This window comes from Pseudomonas sp. WOUb67 (assembly GCF_050058005.1).
Lineage (GTDB): Bacteria > Pseudomonadota > Gammaproteobacteria > Pseudomonadales > Pseudomonadaceae > Aquipseudomonas > Aquipseudomonas putida_R.
Window position 1 is genome coordinate 2,871,618 of the sequence record NZ_CP170112.1, and the last position, 20,364, is coordinate 2,891,981.

At 63.8% G+C, this 20,364-nt stretch carries 20 protein-coding genes; 10 read left to right on the forward strand and 10 right to left on the reverse strand.

Features of this window, described 5'->3' with window-relative positions; translation table 11 throughout:
- Positions 1–62: 62 nt before the first annotated feature.
- Positions 63–230, reverse strand: coding sequence for a DUF6026 family protein (locus ABOC32_RS12840; RefSeq protein WP_013973320.1), 168 nt, complete (start codon positions 228–230; stop codon positions 63–65).
- Between the two features lie 168 nt (positions 231–398).
- Here ABOC32_RS12840 and gnd point away from each other — a divergent pair, with 168 nt between their 5' ends.
- The 7 genes from gnd (at position 399) to ABOC32_RS12875 (ending at position 6,595) form a co-directional block, all read left to right on the forward strand.
- Positions 399–1,418, forward strand: coding sequence for a phosphogluconate dehydrogenase (NAD(+)-dependent, decarboxylating) (gnd, locus tag ABOC32_RS12845; RefSeq protein ID WP_426811283.1), 1,020 nt, complete (start codon positions 399–401; stop codon positions 1,416–1,418).
- Positions 1,415–2,920, forward strand: a complete 1,506-nt coding sequence (zwf, locus tag ABOC32_RS12850) for a glucose-6-phosphate dehydrogenase (RefSeq protein ID WP_426811284.1) — start codon at positions 1,415–1,417, stop codon at positions 2,918–2,920. The genes gnd and zwf overlap by 4 nt, the downstream gene beginning before the upstream one ends.
- A 144-nt stretch (positions 2,921–3,064) precedes the next feature.
- On the forward strand, positions 3,065–4,861 hold the full coding sequence (locus tag ABOC32_RS12855; protein WP_426811285.1) for a glycoside hydrolase family 15 protein: 1,797 nt from the start codon (positions 3,065–3,067) through the stop codon (positions 4,859–4,861).
- 116 nt (positions 4,862–4,977) lie between these two features.
- Positions 4,978–5,256, forward strand: a complete 279-nt coding sequence (locus ABOC32_RS12860; protein ID WP_234226929.1) for a type II toxin-antitoxin system RelE/ParE family toxin — start codon at positions 4,978–4,980, stop codon at positions 5,254–5,256.
- Positions 5,257–5,271: 15 nt separating this feature from the next.
- Positions 5,272–5,559 carry a HigA family addiction module antitoxin gene (locus tag ABOC32_RS12865; protein ID WP_426811286.1) on the forward strand — a complete coding sequence of 96 codons (288 nt, stop codon included), beginning with the start codon at positions 5,272–5,274 and terminating at the stop codon, positions 5,557–5,559.
- Between the two features lie 59 nt (positions 5,560–5,618).
- Entirely contained in the window at positions 5,619–5,975 is a 357-nt protein-coding gene (locus tag ABOC32_RS12870) for a VOC family protein (RefSeq protein WP_234226930.1), read from the forward strand.
- Complete coding sequence (locus tag ABOC32_RS12875; protein ID WP_234226931.1) at positions 5,975–6,595, forward strand: TetR/AcrR family transcriptional regulator; 621 nt, start codon at positions 5,975–5,977, stop codon at positions 6,593–6,595. The genes ABOC32_RS12870 and ABOC32_RS12875 overlap by 1 nt, the downstream gene beginning before the upstream one ends.
- Before the next feature lie 117 nt (positions 6,596–6,712).
- On the opposite strand, the gene preA is transcribed toward ABOC32_RS12875, so the two are convergent.
- The 3 genes from preA to hydA form a co-directional block, all read right to left on the reverse strand.
- A complete protein-coding gene (preA, locus tag ABOC32_RS12880; protein WP_426811287.1) occupies positions 6,713–7,987 on the reverse strand; it encodes an NAD-dependent dihydropyrimidine dehydrogenase subunit PreA in 1,275 nt (424 codons plus the stop codon).
- The gene (locus tag ABOC32_RS12885; protein WP_426811288.1) at positions 7,988–9,355 is read right to left on the reverse strand and encodes an NAD(P)-dependent oxidoreductase; all 1,368 of its coding nucleotides are present in this window, start codon (positions 9,353–9,355) and stop codon (positions 7,988–7,990) included.
- A 160-nt stretch (positions 9,356–9,515) separates the two neighbouring features.
- The gene (hydA, locus tag ABOC32_RS12890) at positions 9,516–10,955 is read right to left on the reverse strand and encodes a dihydropyrimidinase (protein ID WP_197898882.1); all 1,440 of its coding nucleotides are present in this window, start codon (positions 10,953–10,955) and stop codon (positions 9,516–9,518) included.
- Between the two features lie 344 nt (positions 10,956–11,299).
- Here hydA and ABOC32_RS12895 point away from each other — a divergent pair, with 344 nt between their 5' ends.
- Complete coding sequence (locus tag ABOC32_RS12895; RefSeq protein WP_426811289.1) at positions 11,300–12,790, forward strand: NCS1 family nucleobase:cation symporter-1; 1,491 nt, start codon at positions 11,300–11,302, stop codon at positions 12,788–12,790.
- A gap of 121 nt (positions 12,791–12,911) precedes the next feature.
- A complete protein-coding gene (locus ABOC32_RS12900) occupies positions 12,912–14,195 on the forward strand; it encodes a Zn-dependent hydrolase (RefSeq protein ID WP_426811290.1) in 1,284 nt (427 codons plus the stop codon).
- A 161-nt stretch (positions 14,196–14,356) separates the two neighbouring features.
- On the opposite strand, the gene ABOC32_RS12905 is transcribed toward ABOC32_RS12900, so the two are convergent.
- From ABOC32_RS12905 to nhaB, 6 genes are all read right to left on the reverse strand, one after another.
- The gene (locus ABOC32_RS12905) at positions 14,357–14,884 is read right to left on the reverse strand and encodes an AAA family ATPase (protein ID WP_426811291.1); all 528 of its coding nucleotides are present in this window, start codon (positions 14,882–14,884) and stop codon (positions 14,357–14,359) included.
- A 35-nt stretch (positions 14,885–14,919) separates the two neighbouring features.
- A complete protein-coding gene (locus tag ABOC32_RS12910) occupies positions 14,920–15,879 on the reverse strand; it encodes a ribonuclease Z (protein WP_426811292.1) in 960 nt (319 codons plus the stop codon).
- A gap of 16 nt (positions 15,880–15,895) precedes the next feature.
- Positions 15,896–16,396, reverse strand: a complete 501-nt coding sequence (locus ABOC32_RS12915; protein WP_426811293.1) for an NUDIX hydrolase — start codon at positions 16,394–16,396, stop codon at positions 15,896–15,898.
- Between the two features lie 31 nt (positions 16,397–16,427).
- Positions 16,428–16,973, reverse strand: coding sequence for a lipocalin family protein (locus ABOC32_RS12920; RefSeq protein ID WP_426811294.1), 546 nt, complete (start codon positions 16,971–16,973; stop codon positions 16,428–16,430).
- Positions 16,974–17,045: 72 nt separating this feature from the next.
- Positions 17,046–17,669 carry a dihydrofolate reductase family protein gene (locus tag ABOC32_RS12925; protein ID WP_234226939.1) on the reverse strand — a complete coding sequence of 208 codons (624 nt, stop codon included), beginning with the start codon at positions 17,667–17,669 and terminating at the stop codon, positions 17,046–17,048.
- Between the two features lie 223 nt (positions 17,670–17,892).
- Positions 17,893–19,395, reverse strand: coding sequence for a sodium/proton antiporter NhaB (nhaB, locus tag ABOC32_RS12930; protein ID WP_426811295.1), 1,503 nt, complete (start codon positions 19,393–19,395; stop codon positions 17,893–17,895).
- Between the two features lie 150 nt (positions 19,396–19,545).
- Here nhaB and ABOC32_RS12935 point away from each other — a divergent pair, with 150 nt between their 5' ends.
- Positions 19,546–20,358, forward strand: coding sequence for a crotonase/enoyl-CoA hydratase family protein (locus ABOC32_RS12935; RefSeq protein WP_426811296.1), 813 nt, complete (start codon positions 19,546–19,548; stop codon positions 20,356–20,358).
- Positions 20,359–20,364 lie beyond the last annotated feature (6 nt).

Sequence of the window (20,364 nt, forward strand, 5' to 3'; positions counted from 1 at the left end):
ACTTTTTATACCAGGGACTGACTGTGTGGGAGCCTGAAGCTCCCACTGAAGGAAGGGAAGAATCAGAGGCTGACGGCCTTGCCGTCGGTACGCGCCTGCGCCAGCAGCAGGTTCAACTGGGCGACCTGTTGGCGCAGCTGGTCACGTTCGTCTTTCAGTTTACGCAGCTCATCACGGCGCACGGAGACATAGAGTGTCTGGGTTGGGGTTGCAGGCATCAAGGTACCCATGAGCACACCTCGCGGTTTTGGCTGGTGACAAGTCAAAGCGTAGACGCTTCACGCGGGGCGCATTTTGAATTCTTTCGCAGGCCTTGGGAACTTTTTTGTTTATCGTGGTCTTGCCGTTCGTCGCTGAACCCTCGGGCGGCAGGCTGGACTAATCTGAAAAGCTGGACTGTGTTGTCATCCATTTCGAAAGGGGAGCATCGGCTCATGCAATTGGGAATCGTCGGGCTGGGCCGCATGGGCGGCAATATCGCAAGGCGCCTGATGCGCGCCGGCCACCGTACCGTGGTGCACGACCGCAACCGTGAGGCCATTACCGGGCTGGAGGGCGAGGGCGCCCAAGGCGCGCACGACCTCGGTGCGCTGGTACAAAAACTGAAAGCGCCGCGCGCAGTGTGGGTGATGCTGCCCGCTGGCGAGCCCACCGAGCAGGCCATCGCGCAACTGGCCGACCTGCTGGAGCCGGGCGATGCGATCATCGACGGCGGCAACACCTTCTACAAGGACGACATGCGCCGCGCCGCAGAGCTGGCAAAACGCGGCCTGCATTACCTGGACGTCGGCACCTCTGGCGGCGTATGGGGCCTGGACCGTGGCTACTGCATGATGATCGGCGGTGAAAAGGACGTGTTTGAGCGCCTGGAACCGCTGTTCAAGGCGCTGGCGCCGGGCGTGGGTGACATCCCGCGTACCCATGGCCGCAGCGGCGAGCATCAGCGCGCCGAGCATGGCTACATTCACGCCGGCCCACCCGGCGCCGGGCACTACGTGAAAATGGTGCACAACGGCATCGAGTACGGCCTGATGCAGGCCTATGCCGAAGGCTTCGACCTGCTGCGCAGCAAAGGCGGCAACGAGCTGCCGGAAGACCAGCGTTTCGACCTGAACGTGGCCGAGATTGCCGAAGTGTGGCGGCGTGGCAGCGTGGTGACCTCATGGCTGCTCGACCTCACCGCCGATGCACTGGTGGCCGACCCGCAACTGTCGCAGTTCAGCGGCTCGGTATCCGACAGTGGCGAAGGCCGCTGGACCATCGACGCCGCCGTCGAGCAGGCGGTGCCGGTACCGGTGCTGTCCAGTGCACTGTTCGCGCGCTTCCGCTCGCGCCAGCAGCAAGGCACTTATGGTGACAAGGTCCTCTCGGCCATGCGCCTGGGCTTCGGTGGCCACGTCGAGAAGAAAGGCGAATGACTAAACAGACCATTCCAGCCGCTCCCCCTTGTACCCTGTTCCTGTTTGGCGCCAATGGCGACCTGGTCAAGCGCCTGCTGATGCCGGCGCTTTATAACCTCAGCCGCGACGGTTTGCTGGACCGCAACCTGCGCATCGTTGGCGTCGACCACAACCCGGCCAGCGCCGAGGAATTTGCCGGGCGCCTGCATGCGTTCATGCTCGAGCGTGACAAAGGCGGCGAGGGCAGCGCCACGTGCCTGGACGAAAAGCTCTGGGCACGCCTGGCCAAGCGCCTGGATTACCAGACGGGCGATTTCCTCGACCCGGCTACATACCAGGCCCTCGCCAGGCGCATCGATAAAACCAGCCACGGCAACGCCATCTTCTACCTGGCCACCTCGCCGCGGTTCTTCCCCGAAGTGGCGCAGCGGCTGGGCCAGGCTGGCTTGCTCGACGAGTCTGCCGGCGGCTTTCGCCGTGTAGTGGTCGAAAAGCCGTTCGGCACCGACCTGGCCAGCGCCGAGGCACTCAACACCTGCCTGCTGAAGGTCATGGGCGAGCGGCAGATCTACCGTATCGACCATTACCTGGGCAAAGAGACGGTGCAGAACATTCTGGTCAGCCGTTTCTCCAACGGCCTGTTCGAATCGTTCTGGAACAACCACTACATCGACCACGTGCAGATCACCGCTGCGGAAACGGTCGGCGTCGAAACCCGTGGTGCGTTCTATGACAGCACCGGGGCACTGCGCGACATGGTCCCCAACCACCTGTTCCAGTTGCTGGCGATGGTGGCGATGGAGCCACCGGCCGCGTTCGGCGCCGACGCGGTACGCGGCGAAAAGGCCAAGGTGGTGGGCGCCATCCGCCCATGGTCGGCGAAAATGGCCCTGAAAAACTCGGTGCGCGGCCAGTACAGTGCTGGCAAGCAGGGGCGCAAGCAACTGCCTGGCTACCGCCAGGAGCCCAACGTCGCGCCTGACAGCCAGACCGAAACCTACGTGGCGCTGAAGGTGATGATCGACAACTGGCGTTGGGCCGGCGTGCCGTTCTACCTGCGCACCGGCAAGCGCATGAGCGTGCGTGACACCGAAATTGCCATCTGCTTCAAGCCCGCGCCGTATGCGCAGTTCCGCGAGTCGGAACTGGAGCGGCCCAAGCCCAACTACCTGAAAATCCAGATTCAGCCCAACGAAGGCATGTGGTTCGACCTGCAGGCCAAACGGCCCGGGCCGGAGCTGGTGATGGAGAACGTCGAGCTGGGCTTTGCCTACAAGGACTTCTTCAAGATGACCCCGGCGACCGGCTACGAGACGCTGATCTACGACTGCCTGACCGGTGACCAGACCCTGTTCCAGCGGGCCGACAACATCGAGAACGGCTGGCGAGCGGTGCAGCCGTTTCTTGATGCCTGGGCCCAGGACGGCGAGGTGCATGCGTACGCGGCCGGTGAAGACGGGCCGGAGGCGGGCAATGAATTGCTGGTGCGGGACAAGCGCGAATGGCACCGGCTGGGGTGAGATTTTTGTAAAGCCTGTACCGGCCCTTTCGCGGCTAAAGCCGCTCCCACAGGGATACCACTTCCCTCAGGCCCGATGCGCTACCTGTGGGAGCGGGTTCACCCGCGAAGAGGCCGGTACTGGCGATCACATCAAGGAGACTTAATGCCCGCCCATATCGAAGACTACGCCCTGCTGGGCAACTGCCGCAGCGCTGCTCTGATCAGCCGCGACGGCTCGCTCGACTGGCTGTGCCTGCCCCGTTTCGATGCCCCCGCCGTATTCGCCGCACTGCTGGGCAACGAAGAAAACGGCCGCTGGCGCGTGGCCCCCTGCGACCCGGTCGAGCACAGCAGCCGCCAGTACCTGGGCGACACCCTCGTGCTGGAAACCACCTGGGTCACTGCCACCGGCCGTGCCCGGGTGCTCGACTTCATGCCACTGGGCGAGGTCAATTCGGTGGTGCGGATCGTCGAGGGCCTATCTGGCGAAACCAACTTTGAAATGGACCTGGTCATGCGCTTCGACTACGGCCGCAGTGTGCCCTGGGTGGAGCGCCTCGCCCCACTGACCCTCAGCGCCGTCGCCGGCCCTGACCGGCTGATCCTGTGCAGCACCGTGCCCCCGCATGCTCAAGACCACCATACTGTCGCGCGCTTTCGCGTCGGCACGGGCGAGCGTCAAGTCTTCAGCCTGCGCCACCAACCCTCGCACCTGCCGGTGCAGCCCGACTGCGATATCGACCAGGCCTTTGCCCAGACCGTCGAGCAATGGCAGGCCTTCGCCGCCCGCTGCCCGCAGGTGGGGCCATACACCGCCCTGGTGCGCCGCTCGTTGCTCACCCTCAAGGCCATGACCTACGCCCCCACGGGCGGTATCGTCGCTGCCGTCACCACCTCGCTGCCCGAGCGTGTGGGTGGTGAACGCAACTGGGACTACCGCTTCTGCTGGCTGCGCGACGCCACCATGACCCTGCTGGCGTTCATGAACCTCGGCTACTTCGACGAGGCCCAGGCCTGGCGTGAATGGCTGCTGCGCTCGGTGGCCGGCAACCCCGAGCAGATGCAGATCATGTATGGCCTGGCCGGAGAGCGCGACCTGCAGGAATTCACCTTGCCGTGGCTGGCCGGCTACGAGCATTCGCAACCCGTGCGGGTAGGCAATGCAGCGTCGCAGCAGATGCAACTGGACATCTACGGCGAGCTGGCCGATGCCCTGACCCAGGCGATCAAGGGCGGTTTGCCGCGCCACCCGCGCAGCGCCGCCATCTCCCGCCTGATCCTGCCTTATGTCGAACGCATCTGGCGCGAGCCGGACGAAGGCATCTGGGAGGTGCGCGGCGGCCGCCAGCAGTTCGTGCATTCCAAGGTCATGGCCTGGGTCGCCTTCGACCGCGCCGCGGGGCTGGCCGACACCACAGAAGAAGGCCGTGAGCGCGGGCACCATTACCGCCAGGTGGCTGACGAGATCCACCGCGAAGTGTGCGAGCACGGCCTGGACGCCAGCGGCCGGTTTTTCGTCCAGGCCTATGGCTCGACCGAAATGGACGCCAGCCTGCTGCAGATCGCCTTGACCGGCTTCCTGCCGGCGGATGACCCACGCTTTTTGCGCACGCTGGAACAGATCGAACAGCGCCTGCTGAAAAACGGCTTGCTGATGCGCTACGACAGTGACAGCTGCAGCGACGGCCTGACGCCGGGGGAGGGCACCTTCCTGGTGTGTTCGTTCTGGCTGGCTGACGTTTATGTATTGCTAGGGCGCCAGGCTGAGGCCGAAGCGCTGTACCAGCACCTGACCGGCCTGAGCAACGACCTCGGCCTGCTGGCCGAACAGTACGACCCGGCCGGCCAACGCATGCTCGGCAACTTCCCCCAGGCGTTCAGCCATATCGGCATCATCAACACCGCATTGAACCTGCACCGTGCGCAGTGCCCGGTGCGTGACCGGGCGAGGTGCGGGTAGACACGCATCTGATCGCAACCAATATGTGACGCATGGAGTCACATATGATACTTTGCTTCGTGTGACGCACGGGGTCACACTTGGCTCGTCTCCCAAATGGAAGCGGCGAGCTATCGATGATCATCAGTTTTCGACACAAGGGACTGCGAATCTTTCATGAAACGGGCAACACGCGAGGGATACAGGCCTCTCACGCAAAACGTTTGAAACGGCAGCTCCAGTTTCTTGAGCGCGCCATGGCTGCGCAGGATTTGAGCGTACCAGGTTGGCAATTGCATCCGCTCAAAGGGGAGTTATCGGACTTTTGGTCAGTCAGTGTGTCCGGTAACTGGAGGCTGATCTTTCGCTTCGTGGGTTCGGATGTCGAACTGCTCGATTACCTTGATTACCATTGAAAAGGAGAGCTGTTCATGCCTTTGCACAATCCGCCACATCCCGGCGAAACCTTGCGTGATGATGTTCTGCCAGCGCTTGGCCTGACGGTAAAGGCCTTCGCGTCGCACCTTGGGTTCTCCCGCGAAGCGCTTTCGCGGGTACTGCATGGCCGCGCGGCAATGTCTCCGGACCTGGCGGTACGCCTGGAGATGGCGGGTATCAGTACCGCCCGCCTATGGCTGGCCATTCAGGCTGATTACGATATCTGGCAGGCGCGCCATCGCCATCAGCCCGTGATTACGCGGTTGTTTCAGGCCGCCTGATATAAAAGTGTGAAACGACCGGAGTAGACTAGGGCAAACCCCTTCGGCACGGAGCACACATGGGCATTCGCGGTACTGATCGGCAGATCGACAACATCGAGTTCAATGTCAGCGACATCGCACGGAGCAAGGCCTTCTATGGCAGCGTGTTCGGCTGGGCGTTCACCGACTACGGGCCTGCCTATACCGAGTTCAGTGATGGCCGGCTGACCGGCGGCTTCACCACCGGCGAGCCGGTGCGCCCGGGTGGGCCGCTGGTCATTCTGTACGCCGACGACCTCGACGCCACACAGCAGCGGGTCGAGGCGGCCGGGGCGACAATCAGCCGGGCGACCTTTGCCTTCCCCGGCGGGCGGCGCTTCCATTTCATCGACCCGGACGGTTATGAACTGGCGGTGTGGACGGCCCAAGCCTGATGGCCAACCACAAGATCGAAATCCGCCGACGCAATATCGAGAAAATTGTGCAGGCGGCGGAAAAGGTGTTCGCCGAGAAAGGCTACGGCGCCACCTCCATGGGGGACATCGCCGAGCAGGCCGAATTGCCGCGCTCCAACCTGCATTACTACTTCAGCACCAAGGACGAACTGTTCCGCGCGGTGCTGCAGGACCTGCTGGATGTATGGAAGCAGGACGCACTGTGCTTCGAGAACTTCGACGACCCGCGCGTGGTGCTGACCAGCTACATCAGGGCGAAGATGGGCCATTCGCGCTCGCGGCCGCTGGGCTCGAAGATCTGGGCCGAAGAGATGCTGCACGGGGCGCCGGTGCTGGGGGTGAACCTGGATGAAAGCCTGGTGCCTTGGGCGAAGCTGAAGGAAGCCAAGATCCGCCGTTGGGTGGAGGAGGGGCGGATACTGCCGGTAGAGCCGTCGGCGTTGCTGTACATGATCTGGGCGTCTACCCAGCACTATGCCGACTTTGGTTACCAGGTGCAGTTGCTGAACGGTGGCGAGGTGCTGTCGGACATGGCGTTCGAGAGTGCGGTGCAGACAGTGACCAGCGTGATCTTGCGGGGGATCGGGCTGGAGCCTTGATCCGAAGATTGGGGCTGCTATGCAGCCCTTCGCGGGCTTGCCCGCTCCCACAGGTTCTGCGCGGTCCCTGTGGGAGCGGGCAAGCCCGCGAAGGGCCGCACAGCGGCCCCAATTGCCTCAACTGGCTTCGCGGTAGGGGTTGCGCGGGTCCTGTGTCCAGTTCAGGTACGGCTTGCCGGTATCCTGCGCCTCCATCTCGATGCAGTTTTCCACCGGGCAGGTGATCTGGCACAGGTTGCAGCCCACGCACTCCTCTTCGATCACACTGTAGGCATGCGTCCCGTCAGCCTTCAGCGTGCTGGCAATCGCCTGGTGCGAGGTGTCCTCACAGGCAATGTGGCAGCGCCCACAGCCAATGCATGCCTCCTGATCGATGTGCGCCACCGATTTATAGTTGATGTTCAGGTACTTCCAGTCGGTGGTATGCCCCACCGCCTGCCCACGAAATGCCTCGATGTTGGCGTGCCCATGCTGGTCCATCCAGCGCGCCAGGCCGTCCTTCATGTCCTCGACAATGCGGAACCCGTGCAGCATCGCCGCGGTGCACACCTGCACGGCGCCACTGCCCAAGGCCATGAATTCCGCTGCATCCCGCCAGTTGCCGATGCCGCCAATGCCGCAAATCGGCAAGCCGCGCGTTTCCGGGTCGCGGGCAATTTCCGCCACCATGTTCAGGGCAATCGGCTTCACTGCCGAACCGCAATAACCGCCATGGGTGCTCTGGTCACCGACGATGGGGTGGGCCACCATGCGGTCCAGGTCGACGCTGGTGATGGAGTTGATGGTGTTGATCAACGACACCGCATCGGCCCCGCCACGGTGGGCGGCGCGGGCCGACTGGCGGATATCGGTGATGTTCGGCGTGAGCTTGACGATCACCGGCAGCGAGCAGTACGTCTTGCACCATCGGGTGACCAGCTCCACGTACTCCGGCACCTGGCCGACTGCCGCACCCATGCCACGTTCCGGCATGCCGTGCGGGCAGCCGAAGTTCAGCTCGATGCCATCGGCACCGGTCGCTTCCACCAGCGGCAGGATGAACTTCCACGAGTCCTCCACGCACGGCACCATGAGCGACACGATCAATGCGCGGTCGGGCCAGTCCTTCTTCACCTGGGTGATTTCGCGCAGGTTGATTTCCAGCGAACGGTCGGTAATCAGCTCGATGTTGTTGATGCCCTGCACCAGGCGGTTGGCGCCGTAGTGCGCCGAATAGCGCGACGACACGTTGACCGCCGCCGGGTCCTCGCCCAGGGTTTTCCAGACCACGCCGCCCCAGCCGGCCTCGAACGCGCGGACCACGTTGTAGGCCTTGTCGGTGGGCGGTGCGGACGCCAGCCAGAACGGGTTGGGTGCCTTGATGCCGGCAAATACGATAGACAAGTCGGCCATTTACGCTGCCTCCACGTTGAGCATGAGTTGGGCATGGATGGCTTCGGCGGCCAGCTTGCCGTGCTGCACGGCCTGGACGGTAAGGTCCTGGCCCAGGGCGGTGCAGTCGCCACCGGCGTACACGCCCGGCAGGCTGGTCTGCAGGGTTTCATCAACGCGGATGCGCTCACCCTCGCGGGCCAGTTGCGCGGCTACCGGGTCGCCAAGGCAGGCATCGTCGAAGCGCTGGCTGATGGCCTTGAAGATGGCATCGGCAGCCAGCTCGAAGGTGTCGCCGGTGTCGCGCAGGCGGCCGCCCGCCAGTTCGGTGCGGGCAAAGCGCATGCCGCGCACCTTGCCGGCGTCATCCAGCAGCACGGCGTCGGGGCGGGCCCAGGTGTGCAGGCGTACCTGGTTGGCCTTGGCAATGTCCTGCTCGTGGCCGGTGGCGCCCATGTCGGCCTGGCCACGGCGGTACACCAGGTTGACGTCGCGGGCACCCAGGCGGCTCATCTGCACGGCCATGTCGATGGCCGTGTTGCCAGCACCGATCACCAGGCAGCGGTCGGCCAGGGGCAGCTGGCTCAGGTCATCGGCCTGGCGCAGTTCACGGATGTACTCGGTGGCGGCGAGCACGCCGGGTGCTTCCTCTTCGGGCAGGCCCAGCTGGCGCACGGCGTTCAGGCCGAGGCCGAGGAACACCGCGTCGTACTGATCGCGCAGTTCGCCCAGGCTGAGGTTGCCGCCCAGGCGCTGGCCATGGCGAACTTCGATGCCGCCAATGCCCAGCAGGAACTCCACTTCACGTTGGGCGTAGTCGTCGACCAGCTTGTAACGGGCAATGCCGTACTCGTTGAGGCCACCGGCCTTGTCGCAGGCCTCGAACACCACCACGTCATGCCCGTGCATGGCCAGCCGGTGCGCGCAGGACAGCCCGGCAGGGCCGGCGCCGACCACGGCGATGCGCTTGCCGGTAGCCGGTGAGCGCTTGAACGGGTGTTCGGTGAAGTGGGCGTTGTCCAGGGCGTAGCGCTGTAACTGGCCGATCAGTACCGGTGCACATTCCTGCGCATTGTTGCGCACGCAGGCTTGCTGGCAGAGGATTTCGGTGGGGCAGACGCGGGCGCAGCTGCCTCCCAGGATGTTGGCCGAGAGGATCCGCTCGGCGGCGCCTTGCAGGTTTTCGTCGCTGATGCGGTGGATGAATGACGGGATGTCGATGTCGCTGGGGCACGCGTTGACGCAGGGGGCGTCGTAGCAGTACAGGCAGCGCGCGCTTTCGACGGCGGCCTGGCGGGCGGTGAGGGGTGGGGCCAGGTCGCTGAAGCGCTCGGCCAACTGGTCGGCGCCGGCCCGGGGGCGCGGCAAGTGGTTCAGGGCGTCGATCACGGTTGTAGCCTCTCTTTTTTTATATGGCTTGAATGGGGGCGCGGTGCGCCCCAATCGCCGGCAAGCCAGCTCCCACAAGTACAGTGATGTCCTTGAAAGTGGTGCTATCCCTGTGGGAGCTGGCTTGCCGGCGATGGGCTGCGCAGCAGCCCCAATGGCCTCAGCGCTGAACGGGCGTCGGGCGCTGTTGTTCGGCGCGCCGCCCCAGCACCTCGTACACCGACGGATACGCCGGCCGTTCCACATACCGCCCCGCGCCCGCTTCGGCGCGCAGGTCGCCATCGGCCCAGAGCACCTTGCCCTGGCTGATGGTGTGGCTGGGGATGCCGCGCACGGTGCGGCCTTCGAAGATGTTGAAGTCCACCCGCTGGTGGTGGGTCTGGGCGGAGATGGTGCGGGTGCCCTGCGGGTCCCACAGCACCAGGTCGGCGTCGGCACCCACGCGAATGGCGCCCTTGCGCGGGAACAGGTTGAAGATTTTCGCCGTGTTGGTGGAGGTCAGCGCCACAAACTCATGCATCGACAGGCGCCCGCTGTTGACCCCGGCATCCCACAGCACCGCCATGCGGTCTTCGATGCCGGCGGTGCCGTTGGGGATGCGGCTGAAGTCGTCGCGGCCCATGGCCTTCTGTTCGGCGCAGAAGCAGCAGTGGTCGGTGGCCGTGGTGTGCAGGTTGCCCGATTGCAGGCCGCGCCACAGCGCCTCCTGGTGCTCGCGCGGGCGGAACGGCGGGCTCATCACGTAGCCGGCAGCAGTCGCCCAGTCCGGGTCACGGTAGACGCTGTCGTCCAGCAGCAGGTGGCCGGGCAGGACTTCGCCGTAAACCGGCTGGCCCTTGGCGCGCGCATAGGTGATTTCATCCAGCGCTTCACGGCTTGAAATGTGCACCACATACAGCGGCGTACCAATCGTTTCGGCAATGCGGATGGCGCGGCTGGCCGCTTCACCTTCCACTTGCGAAGGGCGCGAAAGGGGGTGTGCCTCTGGCCCGGTCAGGCCCTGGGCCAGCAGTTTTTTCTGCAGGTGGTAAACCAGTTCGCCGTTCTCGGCATGCACGGTGGGCACCGCACCCAGTTGCAGGCAGCGCTCGAAGCTGGCCACCAGGGTGTCGTCGGCGGCCATGATCGCATTCTTGTAGGCCATGAAGTGCTTGAAGCTGTTCACCCCATGCTTGGCCACCAGTTCGCCCATCTCCTCAGCTACCTGCTCGCTCCACCAGGTGATGGCCACGTGGAAGCCGTAGTCGCTGGCGCTTTTCTGCGCCCAGCCGCGCCAGGTGTGGAAGGCTTCCAGCAATGACTGCTGCGGGTTGGGGATGACGAAGTCGATGATCGACGTGGTGCCGCCGGCCAGGCCCGCAGCGGTGCCGCTGAAGAAATCCTCGCTGGCCACCGTGCCCATGAACGGCAACTGCATGTGGGTATGCGGGTCGATGCCGCCGGGCATCAGGTACTGGCCGCTGCCGTCGAGGATCTCGCAGTCGGTGGGCGGTTCGAGGTTTTGCCCGATGGCACGGATCAGGCCATCGGCACACAGGACATCGGCGGGGTAACTCTCTTCGTGGGTAACCACGGTGGCGCCACGGATCAACAGGGACATGCCGTTTTCCTCGCAGGCTGACCGGTCTTGGCCGGTTCTTGGAATTGTCTCGGGTGCAGGACGGGCAGGGCGGTTAATCCTGTCAGGCCTGACAAGATTCGAGGCTAGATGCTGATCAGGGAATCATCAAGAAAATTTTCCTATAAATTTTGTGGTCATTAACTATCTGATATTAAACGATTAATTTTTACCGACCTGCTGAATACGGGGCTTTCAGCGGTTATTGACTGACTTGACAAGATGGAATTCTGGTCAAGATTTCTAAGCACAAATCCGCGTGTGTACTCCGGCCATCGAATTAGCCCGATGAGCAAACAACTACAAGAAAATCTGGAGAAGGGCCCATGCAACAGAGCAGATCGGAAGTGGTCGAGCAGGATGGCCTGTTCGAGCTGTCCGAGGGCAGTGATGTCCTCGACAGCCCGCGCTACAACCACGACATCGCACCGACCAAGGTGCACCAGCGCACCTGGAACAAGTGGCACATCACCGCCCTGTGGGTGGGCATGTCCATCTGCGTACCCACCTACACCCTGGGTGGTGTACTTACCGCCTACTTCGGCCTCAGCGTCGGCGAGGCGCTGCTGGCGATCCTGCTGGCCAACGTGATCGTGCTGATCCCACTTACCCTCAACGCCTTCCCCGGTACCAAGTACGGCATCCCGTTCCCGGTGCTGCTGCGCTCGTCGTTCGGCATCCTGGGCTCCAACGTCCCGTGCCTGATCCGCGCGGTGGTTGCCTGTGGCTGGTTTGGTATCCAGACCATGTTCGGCGGGCTGGCCATACACCTTTTCCTTGGCTCGGTGTTCGATGGCTGGAAGGCCTTGGCCGGCACCGGTGAGGTGATTGGCTTCATGATCTTCTGGTGCCTGAACCTGTGGGTGGTGCTGCGCGGCGCCGAGTCGATCAAGTGGCTGGAAACACTGTCGGCACCGCTGCTGGTGGCGGTGGGCGTCGGCCTGCTGTTCTGGGCCTTGCCACACATGTCGATGACCGAACTGCTGGCGCAACCACCCAAGCGGCCGGAAGGGGCCAGCGTGGTCAGTTACTTCTGCGCAGGGCTCACGGCCATGGTCGGCTTCTGGGCCACCTTGTCGCTGAACATTCCCGACTTCAGCCGCTACGCCCGCAGCCAGAAGGACCAGATTCTGGGGCAGATCTTCGGCCTGCCGCTGACCATGTTCCTGTTCGCTTCGCTGGGTGTGGTGCTGACCGCCGCCTCGGCGTCGCTGGTAGGCGAGACGGTATCCGACCCGGTCAGCCTGATCGGCAGGATCCACAGCCCGTTCTGGGTGGCCCTGGCCATGGCGCTGATCGTGATTGCCACGCTGTCGACCAACACGGCGGCGAACATTGTGTCGCCGACCAACGACTTCCAGAACATCGCCCCACGCCTGATCGGGCGCAGCCGCGCGGTATGGCTGACCGGCTTCATCGGCCTGCTGCTGATGGGCCATGAGCTGCTGAAAAAGCTGGGCCTGATTGTCTCCGACCTGAGCCTGGAGAGCGTGTATTCCAACTGGCTGCTGGGCTATTCCAGCCTACTGGGGCCGATTGCCGGGATCATGGTGGTGGACTATTTCCTGATCCGTCGGCAGCAACTGGACCTGGCCGGGTTGTACCGCGACGACGTGTACCCGGCGTGGAACTGGGCCGGGTTTGCCGCCTTCGCCTTGCCGGTGGCGCTGACCGTGATGGCCATCGGCAACAGCAGTTTCAGCTGGTTCTACGACTACGGCTGGTTTACCGGCTCGCTGCTGGGCGGCGCGCTGTACTACGTCTTCGCCGGCCTGGCGGCACGCAACCCAGCGCGGTTGGCCAAGCCATTGCCTTGAGACCGCGCTGGCTTCTTCGCGGGTAAACCCGCTCCCACAGAAAGTGGTGCAGTACCTGTGGGAGCGGGTTTACCCGCGAAGAGGCCCGCACAGACGACAAAAAAGCCTGAAGGAGAAACCCGTGACTCCAGTTCAAGACATCCTGAAAACCAAAGCTCACCACGTCGACAGCAACCGCCTGTGGCAGTCGCTGATGGACCTGGCCCGCCTCGGTGCCACCGCCAAGGGCGGCGTCTGCCGCCTGGCCCTGACCGACCTCGACCGCCAGGCCCGCGACCTGTTCGTGCAGTGGTGCGAGGCCGCCGGTTGTACGGTCAGCATCGACGCCGTCGGCAACATCTTCGCCCGCCGCCCGGGGCGTAACCCCAAGCTGCCCCCGGTGATGACCGGCAGCCATATCGACACCCAGCCCACTGGCGGCAAGTTCGATGGCTGCTTTGGGGTGATGGCCGGGCTGGAAGTGATCCGTACCCTGAACGACCTGGGCGTGGAAACCGAAGCACCATTGGAAGTGGTGGTGTGGACCAACGAAGAAGGCTCGCGCTTTGCCCCGTGCATGATGGGTTCAGGGGTATTTGCCGGCAAGTTCACCCTGGAGGAAACCCTGGCCAAGCGTGATGCCCAAGGCGTCAGCGTTGGCGAGGCGTTGAACGCTATCGGCTATGCGGGCTCGCGCGCGGTGCTGGGTCACCCGGTCGGAGCCTATTTCGAGGCCCATATCGAACAGGGCCCGATCCTTGAAGACCAGGCCAAGACCATCGGTGTGGTGCTCGGGGCGCTGGGGCAGAAGTGGTTCGACCTGACCCTGCGCGGCGTCGAAGCCCACGCCGGCCCGACACCCATGCACCTGCGCAAGGACGCCCTGGTCGGCGCTGCCGCCGTGGTCGAGGCGGTCAACCGCACCGCCCTCGGCCACCAGCCCCATGCCTGTGGCACTGTGGGTTGCCTGCAGGCCTATCCGGGCTCGCGTAACGTGATCCCGGGTGAGGTGCGCATGACCCTGGACTTCCGCCACCTGGAAGGTGAGCAACTGAATGCGATGATCGCCGAGGTGCGCGGGGTGATCGAGGCGACCTGTGCCAAGCATGGCTTGAGCCACGAACTGGTGCCTACAGCCGACTTCCCGGCGTTGTACTTCGACAAAGGCTGTGTGGATGCGGTGCGCGCCTCGGCGCAGGCGTTGGGGTTGCCGCACATGGACATTGTCAGCGGCGCGGGGCATGACGCGATTTTCCTGGCCGAACTGGGGCCGGCGGGGATGATTTTCGTGCCGTGCGAAAACGGCATCAGCCACAACGAGATCGAAAACGCCACGCCAGGTGACCTGGCGGCAGGGTGCGCGGTGTTGCTGCGGGCTATGCTGGCGGCGTCGGAGGCGATTGCCAGCGGGCGGTTGGCGGCTTAATCGGACGAGCGCAGTTTTCTCCTGTGGGAGCGGCCTTGTGTCGCGAAAGGGCTGCACAGCAGCCCCAGGATCTTGATGTCAACGCTGATATAGCTGGGGCCGCTGTGCGGCCCTTTCGCGACGCAAGGCCGCTCCCACAAATGGAAACCGCACCAGCCTGATCAGGCCGGTTGCGGTTCGGTGAGGCCTTCCAGAAACGCCGCAATCTGCCGCCCACCGCGCAAGTGCACCACCGGCACTTGCGGCCCGATCACCTGCCGGTTCGCTTCGATCCCGGGCCGATAGCCCCGGTCAAACGTCCACACAAACTTGAGGAAAGTCAGAAACGCCCGGTCCAGCCGCTCTGTACACCCGGCCGGCAGGTCTGGCCGTGGCTTGTTCAGCACACTGCGCAGGATCACCCGCTTCAGGCACGTCTGCCGTGGTGTATCCAGCCAGATGACCAGGTCGGCCCGTGGCAAGCGCAGGTCGAAGGTGCGGCGGCTGTAGTTGCCCTCGCATACCCACGCTTCCCCACTCACCGCATTGCGTACCCGGCTGCGAAAAGTTTCGGCATCCGGCTCGACCCAGCCGGCCTCCCAGAACAACGTGTCGAGGTGTACCACCGACGCCCCGAGGCGGGCGCCTATCTGCCGGGCCAGGGTCGATTTGCCACTGCCGGCGTTGCCCAGAATCACGATGCGTTGCATGGCCAAGTCCCTTTGGAAAAACCGGCCATGTTAATTCATCCGGCTGGCTCAAGACAGCCATCACGGCCAATGCGATAGCGTTGCAGGTCCTGCGCCAGGGTCAGTTGCCCGTGGTAGTGGGCGAGGGCTTCGTCACGCACGTTGTCGATATTTGGGCTGCGCCGCAGGTCGTTCTGGTAGCGGGCGCTGAAGTGCGTCAACACCAGGTTGCGCACGCCTGCGGCTTCGGCAAAGCGCGCCACCGCCGCTGCGGTGCTGTGGCCGAAGGTGACCCCCGTGCGTTCGACCACGGCCTGGGTGAACGTGGCTTCGTGCACCAGCACATCCGCGCCTTTGGCGGCGTCGGCCAGCAATTCGGGGTTGTCGTTGTCCCCACACACGATCACCCGCCGCGGCGGGCGCGAAGGGCGCAGGTAGTCGTTGCCGTTCAGCCACTGCCCGCCATGCTGCACGGTTAAACCCTTGGCCAGCTCGCCCCACAGCGGGCCACGCGGTATGCCTTCGGCTTCCAGGCGCGGGATGTCCAGGCGCGGTTCGGGGTTGAGTTCGGTGAACACGAACCCGACGCTCGGCACCCGGTGCGACAGCTGAACGGTGGTCACCTGCAGGGTATCGTTGCGCCATTCGCGCAGATCCTCCACGGCCAGCAGGCGCAGCTCGAACGGCAGGAAGGTGTCGCTGGCCGCCAGGCCCTGGCGGACCCAGTCATGCAGCGCGGCGGGCAGGATCAGCTCCAGCGGTTGGGTACGCCCGCTCATGCCGGCGCTGGCCAGCAAGCCGGGCAGGCCGAAGCAATGGTCGCCGTGCACGTGGGTGATGAAAATGGCGCGCAGGTCGCGGATCGACAGCGGGGTGTGCAGCAGTTGGTGCTGGGTGCCTTCGCCGCAATCGACCAGGTACCAGTGGCTGCCACTGGCTTCGATCACCGCCGTGGCGCTGACATTGCGTGCCTTGGTTGGCACCCCGGCGCAGGTGCCGAGGAACAACAGGTCCATGCTCAGGTTCCTTGTTTCAGCCCAACAGCGACAGGTCGCGCAGCAGCGCCTGCAGCCCTTGCGGCACCAGCGGGCAAGTGCGCTCGAAGTCGGCGCTGTCGCACCAGCGGGCGCGGAACGGGCTGCCGTTGGACTCGTGGCCGTCCAGCCAGGCGTGCTGGTAAAGGCTGGCGTCGTCGAAGCGCGCATCGTACACCTGCACAATCTCATGCCCCGGCTTGCCGGCATAGGTGAACAGGCTTTCCAGGGTGCCGAGCAGGCGCACATCACTGATCGGCTGGCCGAGTTCTTCAATGATTTCCCGAACGATGGCATCGCGGCCCAGCTCACCGAACTCGATACCGCCACCCAGTGGGCGGGACAACGTCTGGCAGGTGACGGGATCATCGAACACGTTGACCAGAATCTTGCCTTGATGATGGAACACACACAGGGCAAGAAAACGGATGCGGGGTGCTGATGGCGGCTTGGTATTCAACGGTCTCGTTCCTTCGAGGCGAGAAAGGGCGCACACCATAGCCGGATTGCCGCCCGCCGTCGACGGCCTGCTAGTCTCCCTGCCGCCAGATGAGCTTGCTGGTGTCATAACCTTGCTCCCGGGCGATGGTCAGCAGTTGCTCGCGCTGCTGGTCGGTGACCGCAGGTGTACGTGAAAGCAGCCACAGGTACTCGCGGTTGGGGTGGCCGACCAGTGCCACGCGGTAGTCCTTGTCGTGGTACAGCACCCAGTATTCGCCTTTGGTCAGGCCCGGTGCCAGGCGGCTGAACCAGTTGTCGAAGCGCACCCACAGCTTGTCGGTGCTGCCCGGTTGCTGGGCCTCGGCGATGCCCTTGGCCTCGTTCCACTGGCCGTCCTTTTCCTTGCAGCGGTTGGTCACGTCGATGCGGCCATCCGTGCGCAGGCCATAGTGCGCTTCGGACTGCACACAGTTGCGCTGGAAGAACATCGGCAGCCGCCCCAGTTCATACCAGGTGCCCTGATAGCGTTGCAGGTCCACTTGCTGGGTGTGCGGCGGCGCCGGTTGATCGTTGCCGGCGCAGCCGAGCAGGGCCAGGGTGATGCAGGACAGCAGCAGTGTGGTACGTAGCGCCATGATGAACCTCCTTGGAGCGGATGGGACTTACCTGTGTTTCGATGCGGGCGCGGGGCAAAAGTTGTACGGGATTTACACCTCGTCGAACGAACCGGTCTGCACCTGGCCTGCGCGCACGTAGCGGGCGATGACCACACCCTTGGGTGAAACCACCGAGTGCTGCAGGGTGAAGGCTGCCGCCGCCGCGTCATGACCGAACAGGCGTTTGCCGTGGCCGAGCAGCAGCGGGTGGATCAGCAGTTGCAGTTCATCGACCAGGTCTGCCGCCAGCAGTTGTTGCACCAGGTCGGCGCTGCCCTGGGTCAGCAGGGTGGCGCCGTCCCCTTGCTTGAGCGAGCGTACCGCAGCGGCGATGTCTGTGCCCAGGGCGTGGCTGTTGTGCCAGGCGAGGTTAGCAGGGGTGTGGGTGGCCACATGCTTGGGCACGCTGTTGAACAGGTTGGCGATGGAGAAGTCTTGTGAGTTGTCTTTTATCTTTGGCCAGTAGCCGGCAAAGATGTCGTAGGTGCGCCGGCCCAGCAGCAGCTCGAAGGGTTGGCTGAACAATGCCTGCATGGCCTGGCCGAAGACTTCCTCGGCGTAGGGCACGATCCAGCCGCCGTAGGCAAAACCGCCGCTGGTGTCTTCCTGCGGGCCGCCGGGGGCTTGCATCACGCCGTCGAGGCTGATGAAGGCGGCTACGATGAGTTTGCGCATGGGGACTCTCCTGTTGGCAGCCCGGTGGCTGCTTTAATGGGTAGTCGAATGGCAAAAAGCAAAATCGACACCCTTTCGCAGGAAAACACCGTAGCTGTAGGAGCAGCCTTGTGCTGCGAAGAGGCCCTCACCGGCGAAGATTTTTTTGCCATGCCGGCCTCTTCGCAGCACAAGGCTGCTCCTACAAAGACTGCACAGTATTTGAAACCTGTGGTGGCCTACCTCACAGCCAGTAGGTCACCGCCCACCATCCCAGCCCACCCATCACCACGGTATAGGGCAAGGCCATCCACACCATCCGCCCATACGACAGCCGGATCAGCGGCGCAATTGCCGAGGTCAGCAGGAACAGGAACGCAGCCTGCCCGTTCGGCGTTGCCACACTGGGCAGGTTGGTGCCGGTGTTGATCGCCACCGCCAGCGTTTCGAAATGCTCGCGGCTCATGCCGCCATTGAGAAACGCCTGCTTCACTTCGGTGATGTAGATGGTGGCGACAAACACGTTGTCGCTGATGGCCGACAGCAAACCGTTGGCCAGGTACAGCATGCCCGGTTGCTGCTCGGCCGGCAGTGTCAGCACCCAGCTGATCAAGGGGCTGAACAGTTGCTGCTGGTGAATCACCGCGACCACGGCGAAGAACACCACTAGCAACGAAGTGAACGGCATGGCGTCCTGGAAGGCGCGGCCCAGGCGGTGCTCGTCGGTGATGCCGGTAAAGGCGGTGATCAGTACGATCACCATCAGGCCGATCAGGCCAACCTCAGCCACGTGCAGCCCCAGGCAGATGATCAGGATCAGCGCCGCAAACCCTTGCACCCACAGCGCGATGCGCTGGGCCTGGGTACGCGCGGCGTCGTCCTCGGCCGCATAGGCGGCCAGCACCTGGCGCACGGGTTCAGGCATCAAGGTGCCGTAGCCGAACAGGCGCAGTTTTTCCAACAGTACGCAGGTCAGCAGGCCGGCACCCAGTACTGGCAGCGACACGGGTGCCACCTTGAAGAAGAAGTCGGCGAAGTGCCAACCCATCTCGTGGCCGATCAGCAGGTTTTGTGGCTCGCCCACCAACGTGCACACGCCACCCAGGGCGGTACCCACTGCGCCGTGCATCAGCAGGCTACGCAGGAAGTCGCGGAACTGGTCGAGGTCTTCGCGGTGCAGGTGGGCGACCTGCTGGTCGCTGTCCAGCGCGCTTTCCTCACGCGGGTTGGCACCGGACGCGACGCGGTGGTACACCGCGTAGAAGCCGACCGCAGCGCTGATGATCACAGCAGTCACGGTCAATGCATCGAGAAACGCCGACAGAAACGCCGACAGCACGCAAAACAGCAACGCCAGCACGGCCTTCGAGCGCACCCCGAGCAAAATGCGCGAGAACAGGAACAGCAGCAGCTCCTTCATGAAATGGATGCCGGCGACCATGAACATCAGCAGCAGGATCACCGGGAAGTTGTGTTGCAGTTCCTCGTACAGCGCCTGTGGCGTGGTCATCTGCAACAACAGGGCTTCGATCAGCAACAGGCCGCCGGGCATCAGCGGGTAGCACTTCAGCGCCATGCCCAGGGTGAAGATGAACTCGAGCACCAGCGCCCAGCCGGCTGCAACCGGGCCTAGGGTGACCAGCAGCAGCGGGTTGAGCACCAGGAACAGGCAGATGACCGCCTTGTACCAAAGCGGCGACTGGCCCAGAAAACCGTGGGCGAGGGCGCCGGTCAGGGAGCGCGACATGAATATGTATCCTTATAATTCGGCGATGGCGCACGGTGCCGGATCAACGCGCGTTAGGCAAGGCGTGCAGTCCCGTTTTTGGCACAAGTGCGGTCACCGGGCTGGGTTAACATCCGCGCTATGAATCCTTCACCCGCAGGAGTGCCGCCCGTGACCGAGTACAGTGCGTTCAAGGTTGAACTGACCGACAACATCGCCCACGTTCAGATCAACCGCCCGGAAAAGGTCAACGCGATGAACGCGGCCTTCTGGGAAGAGATCATCACGATCTTCCAGTGGATCGACGACACCGATGCCGTGCGGGCGGTGGTGATCAGTGGTGCCGGCAAGCATTTTTCCGCAGGCATCGACCTGATGATGCTGGCTTCGCTGGCCGGGCAAATGGGCAAGGACGTGGGCCGCAATGCGCGCTTTCTGCGTAGCACCATCCAGCGCCTGCAGGCCTCGTTCACCGCCGTGGACAAATGCCGCAAGCCGGTGCTGGCGGCCGTGCAGGGTTACTGCATCGGCGGCGCCATCGACCTCATCTCGGCGTGCGACATGCGTTACTGCAGCAGCGACGCGCAGTTCTCGATCAAGGAAATCGACATGGGCATGGCCGCCGACGTCGGCACACTGCAACGTTTGCCACGTATCATCGGTGACGGCATCATGCGTGAGCTGGCCTTCACCGGGCGCAACGTTGCGGCCGACGAGGCCCTGCGCATCGGCCTGGTCAACCGGGTCTATGATGATCAGGCCGCGCTGATGGACGGCGTCTTTGCCATTGCCCGGGAGATTGCTGCAAAATCGCCGATCGCCGTGGCCGGCACCAAGGAAATGCTCAGCTATATGCGTGACCATCGCATCGACGATGGCCTGGACTACATCGCCACCTGGAACGCCGCGATGCTGCAGTCCGAAGACCTGCGCGTGGCCGTGGCGGCGCACATGAGCAAACAGAAACCGACGTTCGCCGACTGATCGGGC

What these genes read in the sequence shown, in the direction of transcription:
- ABOC32_RS12840 (WP_013973320.1), bottom strand. Translation starts at nt 230, where the DNA reads ATGGGTACCTTGATGCCTGCAACCCCAACCCAGACACTCTATGTCTCC.
- zwf (WP_426811284.1), top strand. Translation starts at nt 1,415, where the DNA reads ATGACTAAACAGACCATTCCAGCCGCTCCCCCTTGTACCCTGTTCCTG.
- ABOC32_RS12855 (WP_426811285.1), top strand. Translation starts at nt 3,065, where the DNA reads ATGCCCGCCCATATCGAAGACTACGCCCTGCTGGGCAACTGCCGCAGC.
- ABOC32_RS12860 (WP_234226929.1), top strand. Translation starts at nt 4,978, where the DNA reads ATGATCATCAGTTTTCGACACAAGGGACTGCGAATCTTTCATGAAACG.
- ABOC32_RS12865 (WP_426811286.1), top strand. Translation starts at nt 5,272, where the DNA reads ATGCCTTTGCACAATCCGCCACATCCCGGCGAAACCTTGCGTGATGAT.
- ABOC32_RS12870 (WP_234226930.1), top strand. Translation starts at nt 5,619, where the DNA reads ATGGGCATTCGCGGTACTGATCGGCAGATCGACAACATCGAGTTCAAT.
- ABOC32_RS12875 (WP_234226931.1), top strand. Translation starts at nt 5,975, where the DNA reads ATGGCCAACCACAAGATCGAAATCCGCCGACGCAATATCGAGAAAATT.
- preA (WP_426811287.1), bottom strand. Translation starts at nt 7,987, where the DNA reads ATGGCCGACTTGTCTATCGTATTTGCCGGCATCAAGGCACCCAACCCG.
- hydA (WP_197898882.1), bottom strand. Translation starts at nt 10,955, where the DNA reads ATGTCCCTGTTGATCCGTGGCGCCACCGTGGTTACCCACGAAGAGAGT.
- ABOC32_RS12895 (WP_426811289.1), top strand. Translation starts at nt 11,300, where the DNA reads ATGCAACAGAGCAGATCGGAAGTGGTCGAGCAGGATGGCCTGTTCGAG.
- ABOC32_RS12905 (WP_426811291.1), bottom strand. Translation starts at nt 14,884, where the DNA reads ATGCAACGCATCGTGATTCTGGGCAACGCCGGCAGTGGCAAATCGACC.
- ABOC32_RS12910 (WP_426811292.1), bottom strand. Translation starts at nt 15,879, where the DNA reads ATGGACCTGTTGTTCCTCGGCACCTGCGCCGGGGTGCCAACCAAGGCA.
- ABOC32_RS12915 (WP_426811293.1), bottom strand. Translation starts at nt 16,396, where the DNA reads ATGGTGTGCGCCCTTTCTCGCCTCGAAGGAACGAGACCGTTGAATACC.
- ABOC32_RS12920 (WP_426811294.1), bottom strand. Translation starts at nt 16,973, where the DNA reads ATGGCGCTACGTACCACACTGCTGCTGTCCTGCATCACCCTGGCCCTG.
- ABOC32_RS12925 (WP_234226939.1), bottom strand. Translation starts at nt 17,669, where the DNA reads ATGCGCAAACTCATCGTAGCCGCCTTCATCAGCCTCGACGGCGTGATG.
- nhaB (WP_426811295.1), bottom strand. Translation starts at nt 19,395, where the DNA reads ATGTCGCGCTCCCTGACCGGCGCCCTCGCCCACGGTTTTCTGGGCCAG.